Raw genomic sequence first — 18,824 nt, 5'->3', positions numbered from 1 at the left:
GGCCCGCCCCGATCTCGAACATTCGCTTGCCCTTGCGGGCGAGCGCTCAGTTGCCGCGGCCGGGCCGCGCAGCGCGAACGACGTCGCGGACGAGCTGCGCATTCTCGCGCACCGCCGAAGCGTTGGCGCGGGCGTCGCTTGCCGAAGCGCGCACGTCGGCGGCAGCGGCACGCGCGGCCGTTGCGGTTTCGCGCGCGGTCGTGCTGTTCTGGCGCACGTCAGCGGCAGCCGAGCGGCTGGCGCGCAGATCGGCGACCGCGCCGGCTCCGGCCTTGATCTGGCTGTTGTCGCCCTTCGCGGCGGCTACCGAGGCCGCCAGCGAAGCAGCGGATTTGGCATTGGCGTGCTCGCGACCCGAAGCCGTCGAGCTATCGTCGGTCGTGTCGGTTGCGTCAGCCGTTGTCGTGGTATCGCCGGTTGCCTCGGTTGAATCCTCATCGTCCGAAGCGGTGCTGTGCTGCGCTTTCGCCTTGGCGGAAACCGTGGCGCCGAGGCCCTTGGTGTCCGAATCGCGCTGCGCCTTCGCCAGAACCGAAACCTCGGCGCCAAGGCCGTGCATGGTCGTGTCGGGCGTGGTGGTGTCCTGCGCGGCGGCAGCGCCGCCGGCGAGGGCGAGGGCTGCTGCGGCAGTGATCATCTTATACATTTGCGACTCCTTTTTTTATCGCGTGGCAGGAAGCCAGGAGCGTCCCGATGGTTCCTCTGCCGGGAGCGCAATGAGCCCGGAAGCGGTGAATTTCAGGTGAACCCCCAAGGTGAACAGGCAGGGCGTTCGACGCTGGGGACGAGCCGCCGAGTTAGTGCGTGGGCTAGACGCCGGTGTTGCTTCGTCGCGCGAGAACTTCCACCAATTTGAGCGCAAGATCTCGGTCTTCAGGAGAAAGGGCCACCCAGGCGGTCAGCAGATCGCCCCACTCCGCGGACTCCCTCGATGCCGAAATCAGATGTGCGGCCCGCTGCGTCAGCGCGGCGTCCTGCTTTTGAGCCTTTGAGCCGACCGAGGGATCGTGCTCGAGGAGAGCCGTCGGCGAGACGCGAAGTGCGGCGGCAAGGCGCCGTAGCCACTTGACGGTTATGCCGCGGTGGCCTCGTTCCAGATACCAGATCATTGCAGCGCTGGTGCCGACTTTTTCGCCCAGCGCGGTTTGCGTCATCCCCCGCCGGCTGCGCCATTCGCGCAGATATATTGGCCCACCGTTCTTTTCCTCGTCAGCCAAAGCGCGCCACCTATTGGTTCACGGCCTGCCAAGGACAGAGCAGACCATTTGCGCCGGTAAACCCAAACGATGCCGGGACGCAACGGCCGCAAATCCTGAGCGACCCGAGCGACGGGAGGGGAGCCTCCGCGGGGATAACGCGGAGGCTCCAGCATTTTCAGGACGGGACCATGTCCTGACGCCCGGACATAGCGACGGGCGAACTACGAACGGTCAACGCCCATCTAAGGACGAATACCTAGTTGGACCAACGCAGCCAGCGTCTCCTCGTATGGATTTTAAGTCGACCTCAACCAAGCCTGGTATCACGCCCTTGGCCAAGCCTGGCTAGATTTGCCTCTTTCCAAGGAGCGAGCCGTCATGGGCATTTGTGATCCTGCTTTCGAGACGCGCGATACCCGCAGGACGCTGCGCGACAACGTTGCACAGGCGCGGCGAGGGCTCTCACGGATGCGGGTTGAGATCCTCGACCTGTCCGCAGCGGGGGTCTGCATCAAAACGTATGACCGCTTTCCCGTGGGTTCGACCCTGTGGCTCAGGTTGCCGGGCCTCGCGCCGCAAGAGAGCATCGTGATCTGGGAAGAAGACTTCGTGACAGGGTGCGAGTTCGCGCGCCCGCTGGATCCCGCCGTCTATGACCAAATCATTCGCTCCGACCGGCAGAGGTTCGGTTCGCTCTCGTCCGTCGGCTGACGCGCCAGCTGGCAGTGCTTTCGATGGCATAGAATTCAGTCTGGATGAGCGTCCTCATTTGCGTAACTTTCTCGAAAAGGTAGTTAACCCTTGAAGCCTAAGGTCTGGGGCTATGACCCAATCTGACATGAGCGCTGAAGCGGTCGCCTGGCTTGTTGCGCGGACCTTCGGCGAGGACGTCGGCCGGGTCGTCGACTTGCAGATCGCCGTCAACGATGACGCGGGGAACCTCGCCGCCGCGAAGATGTGGCGCGAGATCCGCGACATGGTCCCTGCCTTGAAGGGTTCGAGCGCAGAGGGCAGTCGCGCAGCTTGACGTTCAAGGCAACGGGGGAGTCCGCACAGAGGACTTCGGCGTTGCAACATGGTTTTGACCGCTTAAGGGGGGGCGATCCAATTCAGCGGGAGCATGTCGTTGTCCGAGCGTCGAAAAGTAGCCCTCATCACTGGAATCACGGGGCAAGACGGCGCCTACCTGGCGCGCCTGCTGCTCAGCGAGGGTTACGAGGTCCACGGGATGAGGCGGCGGTCGTCGTCGTTCAACACCGGACGGATCGAGGATATCTACCAGGATCCACACGTGCCCGACGCGCGGTTTTTCCTCCATTACGGCGACCTTACCGATTCAACCAACATGATCCGGATCGTGCAAGAAACGCAGCCTAGCGAGATCTATAACCTCGCGGCGCAGAGCCATGTCGCGGTCAGCTTTGAAACTCCCGAGTATACCGCGAACGCTGACGGGATCGGAACCCTGCGGCTGCTCGAAGCCATCCGCATCCTCGGAATGGAAAACAAGACCCGCTTCTATCAGGCATCGACCAGCGAGCTCTACGGGCTGGCGCAAGAGGTCCCACAGCGCGAGACCACGCCCTTTTATCCGCGCTCGCCTTACGGCGCGGCCAAGCTCTATGCCTACTGGATCACGGTGAACTACCGGGAAGCCTATGGCATTCACGCGTCCAACGGGATCCTGTTCAACCATGAAAGCCCGCTGCGGGGCGAAACTTTCGTCACCCGCAAGATCACCCGGGCCGCCGCGGCGATCGCGTTGGGCCGGCAGGACAAGCTGTTTCTCGGCAACCTCGACGCCAAGCGCGACTGGGGTCACGCCCGTGAATATGCGCGCGGCATGTGGATGATGCTCCAGCAGGACGACCCCGACGACTACGTCCTCGCCACGGGTGAAACCACCGAGGTGCGGCAGTTCGTGCGCTGGGCGTTCGAGGACGCGGGCATCCCGGTCGACTTCCGCGGCGATGGCATCAACGAAAAGGGCTATTGCCAGGCGACTGGGAAGTGCCTGATTGAGGTCGACCCGCGCTATTTCCGTCCTACCGAAGTCGACCTGCTTATTGGTGACCCTTCGAAGGCCCACCAGAAACTGGGCTGGCGCCACGAGACACCGGTCCGCGACCTCGTCCGTGAAATGGTCGAGAGCGACCTGGCCAAGGCGAGACAACCCCAACTGACAGTCGATTGACCGGGCAAACCGAACGGCCGCGCGCGCGACAATTTTTTTGGGCTGGGGAGGTCGCCATGCTGGAGGCTTGAACTCGGACGTCTGGTATCATAGAATAATTTAATGATCGCCACACAGCGAAACTTGGAATAATTCCGATGAAACGCGCTCCTGGAATGTTTCAAAAGAGACTTTTTGCCAAATTTGAACTTGATATCTACCTTAAAAATGTGATGACTCGTTCGTTAGAATTTATACATGAATATGGAACTGAGACATCTATTTATGATATGATTGATAACTTAGTTGAGCGGATTGATCTAACTTCTTTGAGTTTGCAAGCGGAACAGAGGGTGGAAAGAATAATCCCGGGTCATGGCGGTAGATTTGTTGAATATCGAGTCGCAATATTGGCCCTCCACTGGCAGCCGTGAGTCGTAGATTTGCATGGTCGTAGCAGGATACGTTATCCTTTTTTGAGGGGGCGGAGCATACGCCAGCGCAACCGGCTGCATGCCGTTTCATCCGCGGCGCGGGGGCAGTTGTCTCCAACGTTGTGCACGGATAAGCGTATTGACGGAATGCCAACCGCAAGATCGTCAAGGTCGTTTCAACAAAATGCGCCCTACTCGATCATCATCGACCACGCGGCAACTGGAAGAAGCAACGAGACCAAATCACTGCAAAGAATAGACCAGTACAAGACTTGCACTGCGCATCGGACTGACGCCACCCGTGTCGTAGCCAGTGAGTTTGTGTAAATCATCCAACATCTACAAGACGCGCGCGCTTATTTGGAACGACCAAGTATGGTCGATACCTGGAACGACAGGTGGACGGATCAGCCTGGTCCAATTGGCGCGAGGGATGGCGGCCCAGATGAACCGTCAGGCCTGCCATACGGCACTTGTCCCGTTGCAGCCGGTTTTCTGGACACAGGAAGTTAAAGCCGTTGGATCCCTGTTAGGGCACGGCTAATGATAGCCAGCCACACCAATCCTGATTTCGGAAAGCCATGGACCCTTCCAACTATGCCCCTGACCAGCAGCAGGCGTTGCGGACTGTGGTCGACACGTTCGAGCTCATGCTGGATGAACTTGACAGGCTGGACCTTGGCCTTGTGGCGGTGCATCTCAGTCTTGCGCTCGACCATGCGCGCGCGGAACTACGGCCGCAGCGAGCCGATGGCGGTTCGGACGGAGAGAAGCGAGTTTGACCTGCGTCGAACGTTGCGCCGTGGCTGGATGAGCGTGCGGTCATAGCCTGCACAACTAACTTGGGCGCGGGCGATCATCGGCTTACTCTTCGGTAACGGAACGGGCGCATTCCGGGCGTCACGCTTGCTGCCGTTGGCCCGACGCGAAGGCATTGATTTTCCATAACGCCCATGGAATGGAGGCGATGGAGGGACAACCGGTGGCTAACGACTGGACAGGGCCAAACAGCCCTCCCGAAGAACCTTGGCTTGGCGCGCTTGAGCGGCTGGCCGTGCGCTGTGGTTCCGGGAGGAGCGCTGACGACGCGGCTCTCATCCGGACTACGCATCGCCTCATGCTCACCGCCCCGCAGAGGGGCAATCTTCCCCTTTCCGTCGTGTCGGCAGGGGTGGTGGAGGGCCTACTCGACGAGGGTGCTTTCGAGGCCGCAGCTTTGCGGTTGTTGCCAGGTGGCCTCGGTTACATGCTGAGCAAGGCGCCGAACGCACGCGAGTGGATTGCCACCACCTGCTTGGCTGGCGGCGCGGGCGAGACGACGTTCGTGGGCAAAACCTTGGCATCGGCGCTCCTCGGCGCCTATGCCGGGACGTTGCGCGAAATCGCCCGTTTTGCGCAGGCGGGGTAGATCTACGCTAGATGACCGGCGTTGATGGCGTCGTAGCCGATGCGGACGGCATCCGCGCTCGACTTGGCACCGAGCTTGCCCAGCATGTTCATCCGGTGAATTTCAACGGTGCGCACACTAATGCCAAGATCCTGACCAATGTCCTTGTTGGTCTTCCCGTCAACGAGTGCGGCGAGGACTTCGCTCTCGCGCGGGGTCAGCGCCGCCACCTGTGCCGTTGCCAATGCGTGGCGCTGCCGCATTGCGAACACGTCGCCGGCACGATCCAGTGCCCGTCCGACTGCGCTGAGCAATTCGGGGGCGCTGATCGGAAGCACGAGGAAATCGAGCGCTCCGTCAAAGACAGCCTGCACGATTGTCGTCGCGTTGGCCGAGCCGGCAAACGCGATAACCGGCATCCACGACCCACGCGATTTGAGTGCCGCGAGCAATTCCTCGATCGCTCCACCTTCGGGATTCTCGCGAACAAGCACGAGTCCGCCGCTCGGTAAAATTCGCAAGAACTCGGAAGTGTCGGAATAGATCTCGGCGTGCCAGCCCAGCCCATACACGAGCGAGGATAGCCGGGCCCGGTGAAGATCGTCATCTTCGAGAATGTGGATAACTTGCTTGTTTTGCATTTGCCGAAGCTATCGGATCCCGCGCACCGGGCTTGCACGGGATCTCCACCAGATTGGTGCCAATCCGCCCAAATTGGTGAGAGAGCGACACAAATCTGTTCGAGAATTGAACGAGTTGATGCGCAGCGGCCACCAACAATCTTTTTTGACCTCTAGAGGCCGGAGCCGACCGCCCCCTCGAAACTGCAAACCCTTCGGGACCGATCAATTCAAGAGAACGACTTGAGCCCGGGCAAACCAGTTTTGCTGACTTCGTTTACCCATCCGGTCACACCTGCAGTGCGGAATTGAATTCTAAATCGTGGGCACAAACAGGCGCTCTCGAATCAGTGGGCTGCATTGGCTGCGCGCAGATTGGCAAGCGGTTCGGAGGCGCGTTTGCGCGGCAGCAGCCTCACGTCGGTAAACTCGAAAAAGCTCTCCATCGATTGAGTGCCCGCCACGGTCAGCTGGACCAAGATCCTGCGGTTATCGGCAGAGTCTGGCTCGCGCATCACAAGCCCGGCATCCTCGAGCAGGGCGATGTAACGCAACGCGGTTGTTGCGGGGACCTGCGAACCGAGGCATACCGCGGTCACTCCAAGTGGTTTGTCGTTCGCTTGCGCAAGATAAAGATCGAGCAGGATATCCCAGGCGGGCTCACCGAACAGGCCCTGGGGAAACATCTTGTCGCGAATCCGACGCCCCATATACAGCGCTTCGGCTCGCAGTTCGGCGGAACGGCCGGGCAAGACGCTGAAGTCGGTCGCCACTCGGAGCGGGGTGTTTTCTGCATTGCAAGGATCGAGCTTGGCGGCGGCGGCAAGAAGTTCCTGCGCCGCCTGGATCAAGCTCTGCGCTTGGCGCCTCAACTCGCCGCAGGCATCCGTGATGTCGTTGGAGGTCACTACAGTCTCCACAGCGACTTGGCAAAAGCACTAGCAGCGCAAACGCGCGCGCCAGATCGCCAGGTGTCATCACCGCTCTGCATTACGCGACCCCCCTTTTCGGGCTGCACAGTCATTTAAAACCGCCGTGCTTGAGACGCTTAGCGAATTTTGCGGAGTCGTGCAAAGTGGTTTGGGACAAGCCATCAAGGCGCTTATCGCGCCACTGCACTTGTCGCGACTCGACGTCTCCTCACACGAACCGTCTACCTGGCTGAATGCGACGGGACCTTGGCGCCCTGCTGTATGCCTCGAAGAACCTCGACGAAGGGGGTGGCTGTCTTGCCGATCCCATAGCTGGGGTTGGCAGAACCTATTTCCGGCAAGAGGCTCCTTCCTGGCACGACATCTGTGTTCGACATGGCATGGGCATCCCGGTCCGGTGAAAACCGTGACGGCCAATGTCATCGCCGAGAGGTGTTAAAAAGAAGCCATGCCTGCAAGCGTCCGGTCTTGCGTGGCTTGATGCGCGCCCAGCGCACGTGGTTGGCCTCATTCACGCAGCGCAGCTGGGTTCGGTTGGCAGGTTATTAACCAACAAAGTCCATGAAGGCCGCTCCAGCCATAGGATTGCCGCACAGCCATGTATCACGACATTGAAGCCGATCTTCTTGCACTCCACGACCCCTTGCCTGTCAGACACGGTGCCGGGCAGGCGCGTGTTCACCATGCTCCGCTCAAGGGCAAGATCGCCCTGGCAGGCTTTGTGCTGCTGACGATCGCGTATTTCAGCTACCGGATCCCGCTGTGGAATCCCGCGGCGCCGGCTCTCTCGTCGATCCTGCTGGCGGCCGAACTTTTCGGAACGATGACACTCTTTCTCCACGTCGTCTCGACCTGGGCTCTGGTGGAACGGCGTGCGCCGCCCCCCCCGGCGTCGTTTGAGGCCGACGTCTTCATCACGACCTGGAACGAGGATCCCGCCATTCTCCGACACACCCTCCTAGCCGCCAAGCAGGTCAGCCGCGCGCGATTTATCTGGCTTCTGGACGACGGCGGGCGCGCGGAGATGCGGGCTCTGGCTGAGGAACTGGGGGTGAAATACCTTTCCCGCGTCGACCGGTCGCACGCGAAGGCTGGAAATCTCAACAATGCGCTAGCCCATACCGATGCGGAGTTCGTGGCTATCTTCGACTGTGATCACGCCCCTTCGCCGGAATTCCTGGAGCGCACGCTTGGCTACTTCATCGATCCGGGCGTCGCGCTCGTGCAGACGCCGCAAGACTTCTACAACGTGGACTCGTTCCAGCACCGCGCCTCGGCGGCGCAGAAGGAAACCTGGCACGAGCAAACACTGTTCTATCGGGTCATCCAGGCCGGCAAAGATTATTGGAATTCGACCTTTTTCTGCGGCAGCTGCGCGGTCATTCGCCGCTCCGCGCTGGACCGCATCGGGGGCGTTGCAACCGGAACGATCACCGAAGACATGCACACGTCGCTTCGCCTGCACAAGGACGGGTGGTCAGGCGTTTATCATGCCGAGGCACTCGCTTTCGGCCTTTCGCCCACAGATCTTGAGCAATACGAGACCCAGCGCCTGCGTTGGGGGCGCGGCGCGATGCAGGTCTGGAGGAAGGAAGGTATCCTTTTCACCAAGGGCCTAACCTTTGCACAGCGCATCGCCTATTTCACCTCGGCGGTGACATACTTTGAAGGTTGGCAGAAGGCCGTCGTCTACTGCATGCCCATCGTTGTCCTGGCGACGGGTTGGATGCCGATAATCTGGACCGGCCTACCCTTCCTCGCGTTATTCGGCGCCTGGCTGCTGTCCGGAATGCTCGTCAACGAGATCTTCAGTCGGGGTTATGCCAAGTCTCTCTACATGGAGGAATACAACTACCTCCGCTTTTTCACGTTCATCAAGGCCACGCTGGCGCTGGTGATACCAGTCGACTGGAAATTTTCCGTCACTCCCAAGACGCTTACCTCGCGAGCTGGCGTGTCGCTGGCCCTGTGGCCTCAACTGCTGGTGCTGTCGGCCGCGATCCTGGCGATACCGCTGGGCCTGACTCTGTATCGCAGTAGTCACTACCTTCCAGCAGGCGCTTTCCTCGCCAATCTCGTGTGGACGACGATCACCGCCGTGATCGGGATCCGCGCCTTGCGCTTCGTCCGAACGCGCGGCGAGCAGCGGCGCAGCGACCATCGCTTCCCGATCCCGTTGATCGCTACGCTTGAGCAGCAGATTGGCGGTGCGGCTGAACCGATCGCGGTAATTGCCGACAACGTGTCCTCCAACGGCTTCAGCTTTCTTATCGAGGACGGGTGCCGCGTTGCCGACCAGATCACCGGCCAGCTGCGCCTGCCGGGTGGGTCCATCCCGTTCGTCGCCGACGTGGTCCAGGTTGTCGAACTCGCGGGACGTAAGGGGCGACGCGTTGCGACCCGTCTTGCGTGGAAGAACGCCGCCGACGCTGATCCCTTGAATGCCTGCCTGTATGGCAACACGCTTCAATGGGATGTCAACGGTTGGGCCGAGACACGCCGCAGCGGCTTGAAGACCAGGCTACGCCAGCTCCTGGGGCGAGGTGGGGGATCGACTCCACCTTGGCAGTTTGCCCGACTTCAGGCGGACTCCGGTGAAAAAGTCGAATGCCTGGTGCGAGCCGAGGAGGATGGTTTCCGTGTCCTGACGATGGTTCCTTTGCCCGCCACCAGTGACCTTAGCCTGAGAATCGGCCAAGGGGCCCGGGCCCGCACGCACCTCCAAGTTGCCGGATATCGGGCCTACTCGATCGGCGGAGGTCACCTTCACATGGCTGTATTGAAGGGCGGCAACGAGGGTCGCGCAGCAATTAGTTATCATCGCGAGCCTGCTTGGGCAAATACGTTGGAGATTGCCTGATGCGCGCCGGTCTTGCGATCCTCCTGATGGCACCCCTTTTCGGCTCAACGGTCGCACGAGCCGACGATCTTCGCGGTGTATGGTTCAGTGGCGCGACCGTCAGCGACAGCAAATCGGTCTACGCGGGCGCGGTGGTCGCGCTGCCGGGCGATCGCCTTGGCAGTGGACTGGCGATTCGGGCGAGTGGAAACGCCGGCGAGTATCACTACGATCGTCTCGGCCAGCCGATCCGGGCACGCTACCTAGGGGGCGAAGTTGCAGCGGTTTACCAACTATCGGGCTCGTGGGGCTGGGCGAACTTCTCCATCGGCCCGCGCTTCACGAAGACCTCTCTTCGGCCCAACGATGCGAGCAACGACCGACGAGGAAACCGTGTGGACCTCGGGCTTCAGGCGGACGGTGCGCGAGATAGCGCCCACTGGAGACTGGGGTGGTTCGGATCGCTCGCCGCCTTCGACCGGGCTTACCAAGCCCGAATTCAGCTTGGACGCAAGATCGACGACCATGCCCGGCTAGGGGCTGAGCTGGGTGTCCAAAGCGACCGGCGCTATACCCAGGAAAGCGCAGGAGGTTTCGTTGCCCTTCCCTTGGCCGGGAGAGCCGAGATCCAACTAGGCGCCGGTGGATCGTTCCAGCACGGGCGCGCCGCGCAGCCGTATGCCAGCGTGTCGGTCAGCTCGGTCTTCTGAAATCACAAACATTCCGCAGCCTCAGGAACAGCGTCCGTGATAGCGGGTGCTGACGCGTCCGAGAGGAGACCTCCTGGAAGGCTTCTTCCGGGGCGGCCGTCGACCGCTGACTAGGCACCCGGTTCGGGGCTACGAGTACCTGACCCGGAGGCCAACCTTTGCCTGATCCTTGCGGCGGCGGAGGGCGCTCCCGACCGGGCCAAACCCAAGCAACATCATCAACCACGTGGCGGGTTCAGGGACGGCCGACTGCGTCGGACTGTCGACGATCCCGTCCAGACGGAACTGGCCGATCAACGAGATATTGGTGTTGCGGAGCGCCATGATCGAGATACTGCTGATCGGGGTGGAATTGTCAGCCAGGAAGCCAAAATAATTTTGCCCGGACTTGCTGATCGTCGTCGTGAGAATCGCGATGATCTCATTGACAGCGTTCAGCGCATCGAGCGTGATCGAGCCGCCTACTTTCGCAAGCACGTTGAATTCGGCCGAGGTAAACGTCCCACCGTCGGCGAGGCTGAGTGCAAGCTGGCCCAGCCCGTCGTTGCTCCCGGTTCCGGTCGCGGTGATTTCCGCCTGTCCCTGCGGGCCTGAGACGACATTGTCGGTCGAACTTTGGAACAAGACCGAAGTATCGGTTTGATTGGTCGTCCCGCTCAATGTTTTGTCACCTGGCGCAGCATCGGTGTCGAGAAGAACGTTCTCATGCGGTTGGACAAGACTGGGACTTGCCTTGATCACCACGCCCGCGCTCGCCGCTGGGGTTAGGGCCAGGGAAATTACTCCTGCAGCCAGGGCAATCAGTTTCCTCATGTTCTACACCCTGCTCGGCGCGTCCTGGAATGGCTGCGACGGCGTTGACGACAAATTGACGCATCGGTTCCTGTCTTTATTCGACTTTCTTAAGGACGGTATCGTGCGCCCCAGGGGATGCCAGCCGTCGATCAGATCGAAAGCGCGGATGGGGAAGCGAGGCAAATGCAAAGCAGATGCTCATCCGCCAGGAGCGCGGCTGATCCGGAGACCGGCGAAAAGCCACCTGTTTGGGACGGTCGCGGGGAGCGATGCGCGAGGGGAGCCGGCGTTGGCGCCGGGTAACTTTCCCAAAGCGGCGGATAGGTATCCTGAAGCTGCCCCTCTTTGGTCGGCACCGGCCTAACCCGATTCAACCGACGATGAGCCTTCCCATCGACGAGCGCGGCAAACCGTCAGTGATTCAGGGCGAGCGATCGTCCGCGTGAACGGTTCAAAGGCCGTCTCCGCAATTATACTTACCCCACGCTTCATCAATAATAAAATCTTCAGCATTCGCCTCCATAACAGCTTCGTCGGAGCAAGCGCGTGCTGCTCGGCGCGGCGCTCTCTTGGGGCCGCATGCTGATTGAGACGGGATGGGGCAAATCTAATGGTGACACGAACTTTGAGCGGCTTCGCCGCGTGCCGCGCAGGCGGCGTCGGGCTTGCGCTTGCACTCGCCGCTGCGGCAGCTCCATCGCAGGCAGCCACCCAGGGGATCTTCGGCGCGACTTCGAGCGGAAGCGTCACGATCACTGCTTCGGTCCCGGCACGCGCTCGGATCAGCGGCCTGACCGATGTAAGCTTCCTCAGCCAGGACCCGGCTGTTGCCGCGACCAGCACGCAGAACGTCTGCGTCTGGAGCAACACCGCGACCAGGACCTACACCATCACTGCCAGTGGGAGCGGCACCGCCAACGCCTTCACGATCGCCAACGGGGCGTTGACGACGCCCTATTCGGTCCAATGGAGCGGGACGACCAGCCAGACGACGGGGACTGCGCTCGTCGCCGGCACCGCTTCGAGCTCCTTTGCATCGGCCGCCACTCAGCAGGCGTGCACGTCGGGGCCGACCGCGTCTGCGAGCCTGATCGTCGGGATCAGCACCGCCGACCTCCAGGCCATGCAGGCGCTCACCACGTATTCGGGGACGCTGACGTTGCTGGTGACCCCGCAATAAAGCCTTCTTTCCGATCGGACTAAGAGGGCCACCTGAGCCCGGGCCGCGCAAGACACGCGACCCGGGCCAAGTGGGCCGACTCGCGTCAGGCAACGGAAAATTAACCGTATCCTGCGATACCGTTAACCATGGCCTACGTAGGATCACCTAGGGTTTGGGGCGCGATTGTTGCCATGGCAATAAGCTTGCAGCCCGCGCCGGCCTCCGCGCAGAAAGTGCGGATCACGGGTCTCGCCGACCTCGCCTTCGGCTCGATCAACAACTTTTCGGCGGATGCCTCGATTGCGCAGGACGTGTGCGTCTATTCGCAAGCGAGCGGGTATCTTGTAACAGCGACGGGGGCCGGTCCCGGTGGAGCCTTCGAGCTTGCCTCGGGCAGTTTGCGCCTGCCCGTCGAAGTCCAATGGTCTGACAGCCCGGGACAGACCATCGGGACAGCCCTTTCTCCGGGTGTCCCGCTCGCCGGGCCGAGCTCGGCGGCGACTCAACAAACCTGCAACGCGGGCCCGCTGACGAGCGCGAGCCTCATTGTCCTGCTGCGGGCCGCGGCACTCGGGGCTGCGACGAGCGGTTCCTACAGCGGCACGCTTACCTTGATCATCGCCCCCAACTGAGGACGGGAGAGTGCGCGCACCTGTCCCTGGTAAAATCCGGCGGAAGCTTCTGGTAAGCGCGCTGCTCGGTCAGGTCGGGTTGGGAGCGCTTGTTCAGCCCTGCGTCGCGCGCGACACCAACACCACGCTGACCTCGGTCATCAGCGGGGTCCCTGCCGCGTTTACCCGGCTGGTCGGCGAACAGCGCGCTCGCGTCGATGTCTACTTCGGCGGAAAGCGGGTCGGCGAGGCCACGATCACCTACAAGCCAGGTTCGCTCACCTTCACTGACCCGGCAGAGGTTGTGGTGTTGCTGCCGGGGATCAGCGACCGCGCGGCCGTCACCGCCGCGCTTGCCGCGCCGGGCCTGGCCACCAACACCGATCTTGCGTGTAGCCTCATCGCGGACCGCGCCGCGTGCGGGCGACTGAGCCCACGCGTCGCGGGGATCATCTTTGATCAGGACCGTTTCCGGCTCGATGTGTTCGTCAATCCCGCCCATCTCACCGTCGCGAATGCGGGCCTTGGCGGGTATCTGGGGGATCCCTTGCCCGGGGTCGGACTCATCGACGCGGTCAGCGCAGTCGTCTCGGGATCAACGCGCGGACGAGACATCTACAGCCTCCAGAACCAGCTGATCGTGGGTGACGGCGATCGACGGTTTCGCGCCGATCTCTCGATGGCCTCGGGCTATGGCCTGCAGGCCGAACAGCTCGTCGCAGAGATTGACCGTCCCGGGTGGCGCTACTCTGCCGGCGCGTTCTGGATCCCCGGAGCGGACCTGCTCGGCCGGCGCCGCGCGGTCGGGATCGGCGCGGCCACCCAGATCGATACCCGGCGCGATCGCGACGAGCTTGCCGGAACCCCGCTGGTCGTTTTTCTCGACGCCCGGTCGCGGGTGGATATCCTGCGCGAGGGACGGGTCGTTGCCTCCGCCACCTACGACGCAGGCAATCAGCGGCTTGACGCCGCTTCGCTTCCCGATGGCTCCTACCAGGTCACCCTGAGCATCCTCGAGGCCAATGGCCGGCGGCGTTCGGAACAGAGGTTCTTCTCCCGCAACCGCCGCATCGCAGCTGCCGGAAACGACCAGTATTATGCTTACGGTGGTGTGCTCGCCACCACGCGGCGCCACGCGCTGATATCGGTGCTTGATACGCCGTTTGTCCAGTTCGGCGCTGCCCGCCGCGTGACCCAGCATCTTGCCGTCGAAGCCACGGTGCTCGGTGTCGGAGCGGAAGCCGTTGGCGAGCTCGATGGCTTTTTCCTGGCTTCGTTCGCGCAGGTCAAACTCGGCGTGCTCGCCGGGAGCGACGGCACTTACGGCGGCCTTGTTCACGTAAGTTCGCAGGGCAACGCACCGCTCAACTTCGATCTTGACCTCCGCCAGGTCAACGTCGGGAGCGGCTCTGGCCTGACCCGGGCAGGCCTGACCGATCCTAAGGAGATCCTTGGCGCCGACCCGTCGTCACAATATTTCGCGCCCCGCGGTGAGTTTACGCAGGCCAGCGGTATTGCATCCTACACCCTGCGCAATGCGCAAGTGCTGTTTGCGGGCAGTTTTCGCCGTTCGCGCGGTGACCCCGATACCTACAGCTTTGGACCATCGCTGCGCTGGGATTTCTACCGGACCGACCGGTTGCGGGCGACGCTCGCTGGCGACGTCGCGGTGACCGGGCAGGGCCGGTCGGCGTTTCTCGGGGTCAGCCTGCAGTTTCTCGGTGCGCGGTCGTCTCTCGGGGCGGGAGTTGGGGCGCGCTCCACCAGAATGTCGGGTGTGCGCGACACCGCGCTTGTTCGCAATGCGACCGGTTCGCTTCATTTCGATGACGTGGCCGGCGGCGACGGCGATCTTGGCGTGACCTATGACAAGGATTCGGGGCGCGAACTTGCCGGTGCCACCGCGACCTTCCACAACAGCCTGTCGACCGTGTCCGCCGACGTCGCGCAAGGGTTTGGCGAAGCCCGCGATACCACGCAGTACAGCTTGGGTCTGCACACGACGCTGACCGCTACTCCCGGGCGCGTTACCGTGGCCGACGGCCGCGGCGCGCAAAGTGCCGTCTACATCGAGGTCTCGGGGACAGCGCCGGACCAGCAATTCGAGGTGCTTGTCAACGACGCGGTGGTCGGTAAGGTTTCACCGGCCAAAGTGCTCCGGCTCCCGCTTCTGGCTTATCGCCAATATGCTGTCAGGATCCGGCCCACCGGCGGCGGCGCGCTGCGCTACGATGACGCAGCGCGCGAACTTGCCCTGCTCCCAGGGAATGTCTCGACACTGCGCTGGAAGGCCGAACCAATGGTCGCCAACTTCGGACGCATCATGACACCTGATGGTGCACCCGTCGCGTGGGCGGAGATTGCGGCGCCCGGCGCGATCGGTCAGACCGACGCGCAAGGCTATTTCGCGATCGAGACGACGGCGGGTGCGACGATCGAATTGCATCTCGAGCACGCGCCGCCGTGCAGCATTGCGCTCGCCGCGCCTGCTCCGGGCGCTCGCGTGATGTCGCTCGGGTCGCTCGTCTGCGGCGCGCTTGCGTCACAGGGCTCGCCGGTTCCCGCTTCCACGGAGTTACGCTGATGCTTGAAAAAATGCTTCGCCGCGCTTGCGACGCCGTTTTGGTCGCCGCAAGCCTGGGTCTTGCTGGCGTTCCGGCGCACGCAGACATGGTGCTGAGCCAGGTAATCCTCGATTTCACACCCGACCGCTCCAGCACTGGGGACATCGAAGTCTGGAACAGCGGAAGCGAGCGGCTTTACGTCGCCGCCGAGGTTGCCGAGATCATCGCGCCGGGGCTTCCCGAGGAGCAGCGCAGGGCCGAACCCGACCCGGGACTGTCGGGATTGCTGGTGACACCGCAGTTGATGGTTCTCGAGCCCGGCCAGCGCCGCGTCGTCCGGATCTCTGCGATCGCGGCGCCGTCGGCGCGCGACCGGGTCTACCGGGTCACGATCAGGCCGGTCGCGGGACCGGTGCAAGCCAAGGTGAGTTCGCTCAAGATCCTGGTCGGCTACGATGTCCTGGTGCTGGTGCGTCCCAAGACAATCACGGGCTCGCTGGTGGCTTCGCGGACAGGCCGCAAGCTTGTCTTCCGCAACAACGGCAACACGTCGCAAGAAGTGTTCAACGGTCGCCAGTGCGACGAAGCGGGTGGCGGATGTCTCACGTATTCGGGCAAGCGGCTCTACCCCGGCGCGAGTTACGCGCTCGACCTGGCTTACGACACGACGGTTCGCTGGGACATCAGCAACGGCGTCGGGGTGAGCACAAGGACTTATTGAACGCGCCGCGGGCAGCGCTTGGGGCAGTGTGAAGAGGGTGACGTGAGGCTTCAGGTGTGCCCACGGGCCAATCTGTGATGTGGCTGCGCGAATGGATCAATTCGCGGGGAGCAGTCGGCGCCAACCAAGCCGCCGAGCTCGCCGTGTGGCAAGGCACAACGGGGGATGACCGCCACTTCGCCACCCTGCCCGATCAGAGCTCAGGCCTCGTTTAGCGTGAGAAATGACTGCGGCTAACTTTGCCCGGCCCTTGTGCCGGGCTTTTTTTGTCCTGGGGTTCGACCGTCGACCCCGCCGATGTGCCTATTCCTCCTTCTTGTCCATCGCGCGCCAGAGCCCCGAGGCCACGGTGCGGATCAATTGGACCACCACCTTGAGCGCGGTGGCGGCGGCCAGCGACCAGCAGCGTTCGGCCATGTCCTCGAGCTCGGCGATGAGCGCGTGGAGCCGCTTGTAGATCTGGAGGTCGTCGAGCCGGTCGGCACGGAGGGCTGGGCGGGGCGGGGTGAACTTGTCAGGGCTGTGGGTCATCGGACGTCTCCGGGTAAAGCTGGCAGGAGCGATGGAGAGTGGGGGCCAGCGCGCGCCAGTGGGGCGAGCGCCGCGCGAACTCGGCGGCGAGCGCCTTGAGATCGAGGCCGTGGCGGCGCTCGAACGCGCGCTCGCCGATGCGATGCTGCTCGGCATGGTGCTCGCGGCACAGGCTCAGGGTCCAGCGGTCGGACGGCTTGAGCGCCGCGCCGCCATCGGTGCCGCAGCGGACATGGGCGCACTCGACCGGGCCGCGGGTGCAACCGGGCACGCAGCAGCGGTGACGCCGCACCCAGGCGCGGTGTGCCGGGCTTGCGCGCGCCTTGCCCGCCTCGCGCCTTGTGCCGGGCGGACGCCGCAGCGGCGGCAGCGCGACCCTAGCCACGCGCCCGGGCCTTGCCCTGCCGGACCGCGCGCGGCTTGGCTGCCGGCGCAGTGATCGGAGCTGGCGGACGTGGCGGCGTCGGTGGTGCGGGAGGGGCGAGCGCGGCGCGCCGCGCGGCGATCGTCTCGCCCACCGCGGCGTAGAGCGCGGGGCGCCCGCGCGCCAGCGCGTGCAGCGCCGGACGGTGGCGCTCCTGCACCCGGTCGAGCGCCTCGGCGGTCTCGCACACCCTGATCATCTCGGTGAGGTCGTCGCACCACTGCTCCCAGCCCTGGACCGGCTCGGGCTCGTGCCGGGGCTGGACCAGCCGGGGCGAGGCGGCATCGGCATCGTCGCTGCCCGCCGGGATGCAGAACGCCTGGATCATCGCGTACTTGTAGGCCGCGGCCATTGCCTTGCTGGTGGCCTTGTCGCCGGCATCGAGCGCCTCGCCGAACGCCTCGACGGTGTGGCGCGAGCCGTCCTCGACGCTGACGAGGTCGAACGCGCTGCGCAGCGCGACGTGGACCAGCGGTTCGCCCGCGCTTCCCGAGCGCTCGGAGCACACCCGCTCGAGCGCGCGCGGGAGCACGCACAGGCGGTGCGCCGCGAGCAGCGGGGCGAGCCGGGCATAGACGTCATCGATGCTGCGGTAGTGGTAGCCATCGCCCACGTTGACATGGCGCTTGGCGATCCCCTCGGTGGCCAGCGCCGCGGTGACCGCGCTGATCGCGGCGTAGACCCGCGGCAGGGTCATGGCCCCACCGCGCGGATGGTGATCGCCCCGGCCTTGCTCCGCCTGGCCTCGATGCCATGTCCGAACGCGCGCGCGACGTCGTCCTCGACCAGGCCGCGCAGCGTCGTGCAGGCCGCGGCATGGGCCTTGGCCGCGGCGCCATGCGCCAGCCAGTCGGCGGCCGAGGCGGCCCACAGGTTGTGCCCCTCGAGGCAGACCTCACGCACGCCCACCGGGCGCGGGGGCGGCGGGGCCGGCGCGGCGACCGGCGGCTCACCCGACTGAACGCAAGTCCAGAAACGGGCCTCGGCCTCGAGCAGGTCCTGCTGGTAGAGCCAGTCGGCGGCGATCTCGAAGCACTCCCACTTGCCGTTGCCGAACAGGATCGAGAGCAGCGCCCGCTGGCAGCCGGCGACCGCCATGTTGTGCTGGAGCTGGGGCATGTAGCGCTCGACCACCTCGGCCGGCTTGGCAAACCCGCTGGTGTGCTTGGCCTCCCACACCGCGCCGAGCGGCTCGACAAATCCGTCGAGGGTGCCGCTGCGCCACGGGTTGATCGCGCAGCGCACGACTTCGCCGACCCGCGTCACAGGATAGCCGCTGGTCTTCTCGTACCACGCCCGGTTGAACGGCTCGGTCCAGCAGCCGAGCATCACCGCCAGCTTGTCCGACAGGTCCTCGTCCGCGCACTCGCCGCGCTTCTCGCGCCACAGCTGGAGGATGCGTTCGTCCGAGCCCGACAAGATCGTGTTGGCATCGCTCCCGCCGATCCCCGCGCGCCGCGCGGCGCGCTCCGCCGGACCCAGCCCGAGGCTGGCCAGCGGGGGCCACGCCCACGGGCCATTACCCTCCTGGGTGCCGTCCCGGTCCGACCCGACCGACTCCTCGGTGCCAAAATAGTCGTCGCCTCCCACGTCCCGCGGCGGGTCCATGACAAGGCCCGCGGGGAACGGGGAATTAGAGGATGAAGTAGCCATCAGAGAACTTTCTTTACAGTGAGCGCATTGCACGCTCATGTTCGAGTCTCTGGTGATACTACTCGTTAA

Annotated in this window: 21 protein-coding genes; 12 read left to right on the top strand and 9 right to left on the bottom strand. The window is 63.6% G+C overall.

Translation table 11 applies throughout. The features are described 5' to 3' along the window. Window positions 1–46 precede the first annotated feature (46 nt). A complete protein-coding gene (locus ACFO0A_RS13980) occupies window positions 47–646 on the bottom strand; it encodes a hypothetical protein (protein WP_379539615.1) in 600 nt (199 codons plus the stop codon). A gap of 163 nt (window positions 647–809) precedes the next feature. Continuing rightward, window positions 810–1,217 (bottom strand): helix-turn-helix domain-containing protein, encoded by a 408-nt coding sequence (locus ACFO0A_RS13975; protein ID WP_379539614.1) that lies wholly within the window; start codon window positions 1,215–1,217, stop codon window positions 810–812. 360 nt (window positions 1,218–1,577) lie between these two features. Here ACFO0A_RS13975 and ACFO0A_RS13970 point away from each other — a divergent pair, with 360 nt between their 5' ends. From ACFO0A_RS13970 to ACFO0A_RS13945, 6 genes are all read left to right on the top strand, one after another. Further along, window positions 1,578–1,910: a PilZ domain-containing protein gene (locus ACFO0A_RS13970; RefSeq protein WP_379539613.1), complete on the top strand. Its 333-nt coding sequence runs from the start codon at window positions 1,578–1,580 to the stop codon at window positions 1,908–1,910. A 127-nt stretch (window positions 1,911–2,037) separates the two neighbouring features. Further along, the gene (locus tag ACFO0A_RS13965) at window positions 2,038–2,226 is read left to right on the top strand and encodes a hypothetical protein (protein WP_379539612.1); all 189 of its coding nucleotides are present in this window, start codon (window positions 2,038–2,040) and stop codon (window positions 2,224–2,226) included. 93 nt (window positions 2,227–2,319) lie between these two features. Next, entirely contained in the window at window positions 2,320–3,393 is a 1,074-nt protein-coding gene (gene gmd / locus ACFO0A_RS13960) for a GDP-mannose 4,6-dehydratase (RefSeq protein WP_379539611.1), read from the top strand. Window positions 3,394–3,530: 137 nt separating this feature from the next. Continuing rightward, the gene (locus tag ACFO0A_RS13955) at window positions 3,531–3,806 is read left to right on the top strand and encodes a hypothetical protein (RefSeq protein ID WP_379539610.1); all 276 of its coding nucleotides are present in this window, start codon (window positions 3,531–3,533) and stop codon (window positions 3,804–3,806) included. Window positions 3,807–4,387: 581 nt separating this feature from the next. Further along, window positions 4,388–4,588: a hypothetical protein gene (locus ACFO0A_RS13950; protein ID WP_379539609.1), complete on the top strand. Its 201-nt coding sequence runs from the start codon at window positions 4,388–4,390 to the stop codon at window positions 4,586–4,588. Window positions 4,589–4,923: 335 nt separating this feature from the next. Next, a complete protein-coding gene (locus tag ACFO0A_RS13945) occupies window positions 4,924–5,214 on the top strand; it encodes a hypothetical protein (protein ID WP_379539608.1) in 291 nt (96 codons plus the stop codon). A 2-nt stretch (window positions 5,215–5,216) separates the two neighbouring features. Here ACFO0A_RS13945 and ACFO0A_RS13940 read toward each other — a convergent pair whose 3' ends face one another. Both ACFO0A_RS13940 and ACFO0A_RS13935 read right to left on the bottom strand, forming a co-directional pair. Further along, on the bottom strand, window positions 5,217–5,834 hold the full coding sequence (locus ACFO0A_RS13940) for a response regulator transcription factor (RefSeq protein WP_379539607.1): 618 nt from the start codon (window positions 5,832–5,834) through the stop codon (window positions 5,217–5,219). 326 nt (window positions 5,835–6,160) lie between these two features. Continuing rightward, window positions 6,161–6,721: a MarR family transcriptional regulator gene (locus tag ACFO0A_RS13935; protein ID WP_379539606.1), complete on the bottom strand. Its 561-nt coding sequence runs from the start codon at window positions 6,719–6,721 to the stop codon at window positions 6,161–6,163. 622 nt (window positions 6,722–7,343) lie between these two features. Between ACFO0A_RS13935 and ACFO0A_RS13930 the strand changes: the two genes are divergently transcribed. Beyond that, window positions 7,344–9,605, top strand: coding sequence for a glycosyltransferase (locus ACFO0A_RS13930; RefSeq protein ID WP_379539605.1), 2,262 nt, complete (start codon window positions 7,344–7,346; stop codon window positions 9,603–9,605). Further along, entirely contained in the window at window positions 9,605–10,294 is a 690-nt protein-coding gene (gene bcsS / locus ACFO0A_RS13925) for a cellulose biosynthesis protein BcsS (RefSeq protein WP_379539604.1), read from the top strand. Before ACFO0A_RS13930 ends, bcsS begins: the two co-directional genes overlap by 1 nt. Window positions 10,295–10,423: 129 nt before the next feature. Here bcsS and ACFO0A_RS13920 read toward each other — a convergent pair whose 3' ends face one another. After that, a complete protein-coding gene (locus ACFO0A_RS13920) occupies window positions 10,424–11,107 on the bottom strand; it encodes a PEPxxWA-CTERM sorting domain-containing protein (protein WP_379539603.1) in 684 nt (227 codons plus the stop codon). Window positions 11,108–11,699: 592 nt separating this feature from the next. Here ACFO0A_RS13920 and ACFO0A_RS13915 point away from each other — a divergent pair. The 4 genes from ACFO0A_RS13915 to ACFO0A_RS13900 all read left to right on the top strand — a co-directional run bounded on the left by ACFO0A_RS13915 (window position 11,700) and on the right by ACFO0A_RS13900 (window position 16,147). Continuing rightward, entirely contained in the window at window positions 11,700–12,269 is a 570-nt protein-coding gene (locus ACFO0A_RS13915) for a hypothetical protein (protein WP_379539602.1), read from the top strand. Window positions 12,270–12,442: 173 nt separating this feature from the next. Continuing rightward, the gene (locus ACFO0A_RS13910) at window positions 12,443–12,883 is read left to right on the top strand and encodes a hypothetical protein (protein ID WP_379539601.1); all 441 of its coding nucleotides are present in this window, start codon (window positions 12,443–12,445) and stop codon (window positions 12,881–12,883) included. Between the two features lie 10 nt (window positions 12,884–12,893). Continuing rightward, window positions 12,894–15,446, top strand: coding sequence for a TcfC E-set like domain-containing protein (locus ACFO0A_RS13905; RefSeq protein WP_379539600.1), 2,553 nt, complete (start codon window positions 12,894–12,896; stop codon window positions 15,444–15,446). A gap of 38 nt (window positions 15,447–15,484) precedes the next feature. Then, window positions 15,485–16,147 carry a fimbrial biogenesis chaperone gene (locus tag ACFO0A_RS13900; RefSeq protein WP_379539599.1) on the top strand — a complete coding sequence of 221 codons (663 nt, stop codon included), beginning with the start codon at window positions 15,485–15,487 and terminating at the stop codon, window positions 16,145–16,147. Window positions 16,148–16,450: 303 nt separating this feature from the next. Here the strand turns inward: ACFO0A_RS13900 and ACFO0A_RS13895 are convergent, their stop codons facing one another. From ACFO0A_RS13895 to ACFO0A_RS13880, 4 genes are read right to left on the bottom strand one after another with little or no spacing between them, the layout of a single operon-like run. After that, window positions 16,451–16,678, bottom strand: a complete 228-nt coding sequence (locus ACFO0A_RS13895; RefSeq protein ID WP_379539598.1) for a hypothetical protein — start codon at window positions 16,676–16,678, stop codon at window positions 16,451–16,453. After that, on the bottom strand, window positions 16,662–17,063 hold the full coding sequence (locus ACFO0A_RS13890; protein ID WP_379539597.1) for a DUF968 domain-containing protein: 402 nt from the start codon (window positions 17,061–17,063) through the stop codon (window positions 16,662–16,664). Before ACFO0A_RS13890 ends, ACFO0A_RS13895 begins: the two co-directional genes overlap by 17 nt. Next, window positions 17,056–17,799, bottom strand: coding sequence for an ERF family protein (locus ACFO0A_RS13885; RefSeq protein WP_379539596.1), 744 nt, complete (start codon window positions 17,797–17,799; stop codon window positions 17,056–17,058). The genes ACFO0A_RS13890 and ACFO0A_RS13885 overlap by 8 nt, the downstream gene beginning before the upstream one ends. Beyond that, complete coding sequence (locus ACFO0A_RS13880; protein WP_379539595.1) at window positions 17,796–18,710, bottom strand: YqaJ viral recombinase family protein; 915 nt, start codon at window positions 18,708–18,710, stop codon at window positions 17,796–17,798. The genes ACFO0A_RS13885 and ACFO0A_RS13880 overlap by 4 nt, the downstream gene beginning before the upstream one ends. Window positions 18,711–18,824: the final 114 nt, after the last annotated feature.

This window comes from Novosphingobium tardum (assembly GCF_042652045.1).
Taxonomy (GTDB): Bacteria; Pseudomonadota; Alphaproteobacteria; order Sphingomonadales; family Sphingomonadaceae; genus Novosphingobium; species Novosphingobium tardum.
Note: the sequence above shows the minus strand (reverse complement) of the source record. Positions and strands in the feature narration are given on the sequence as shown.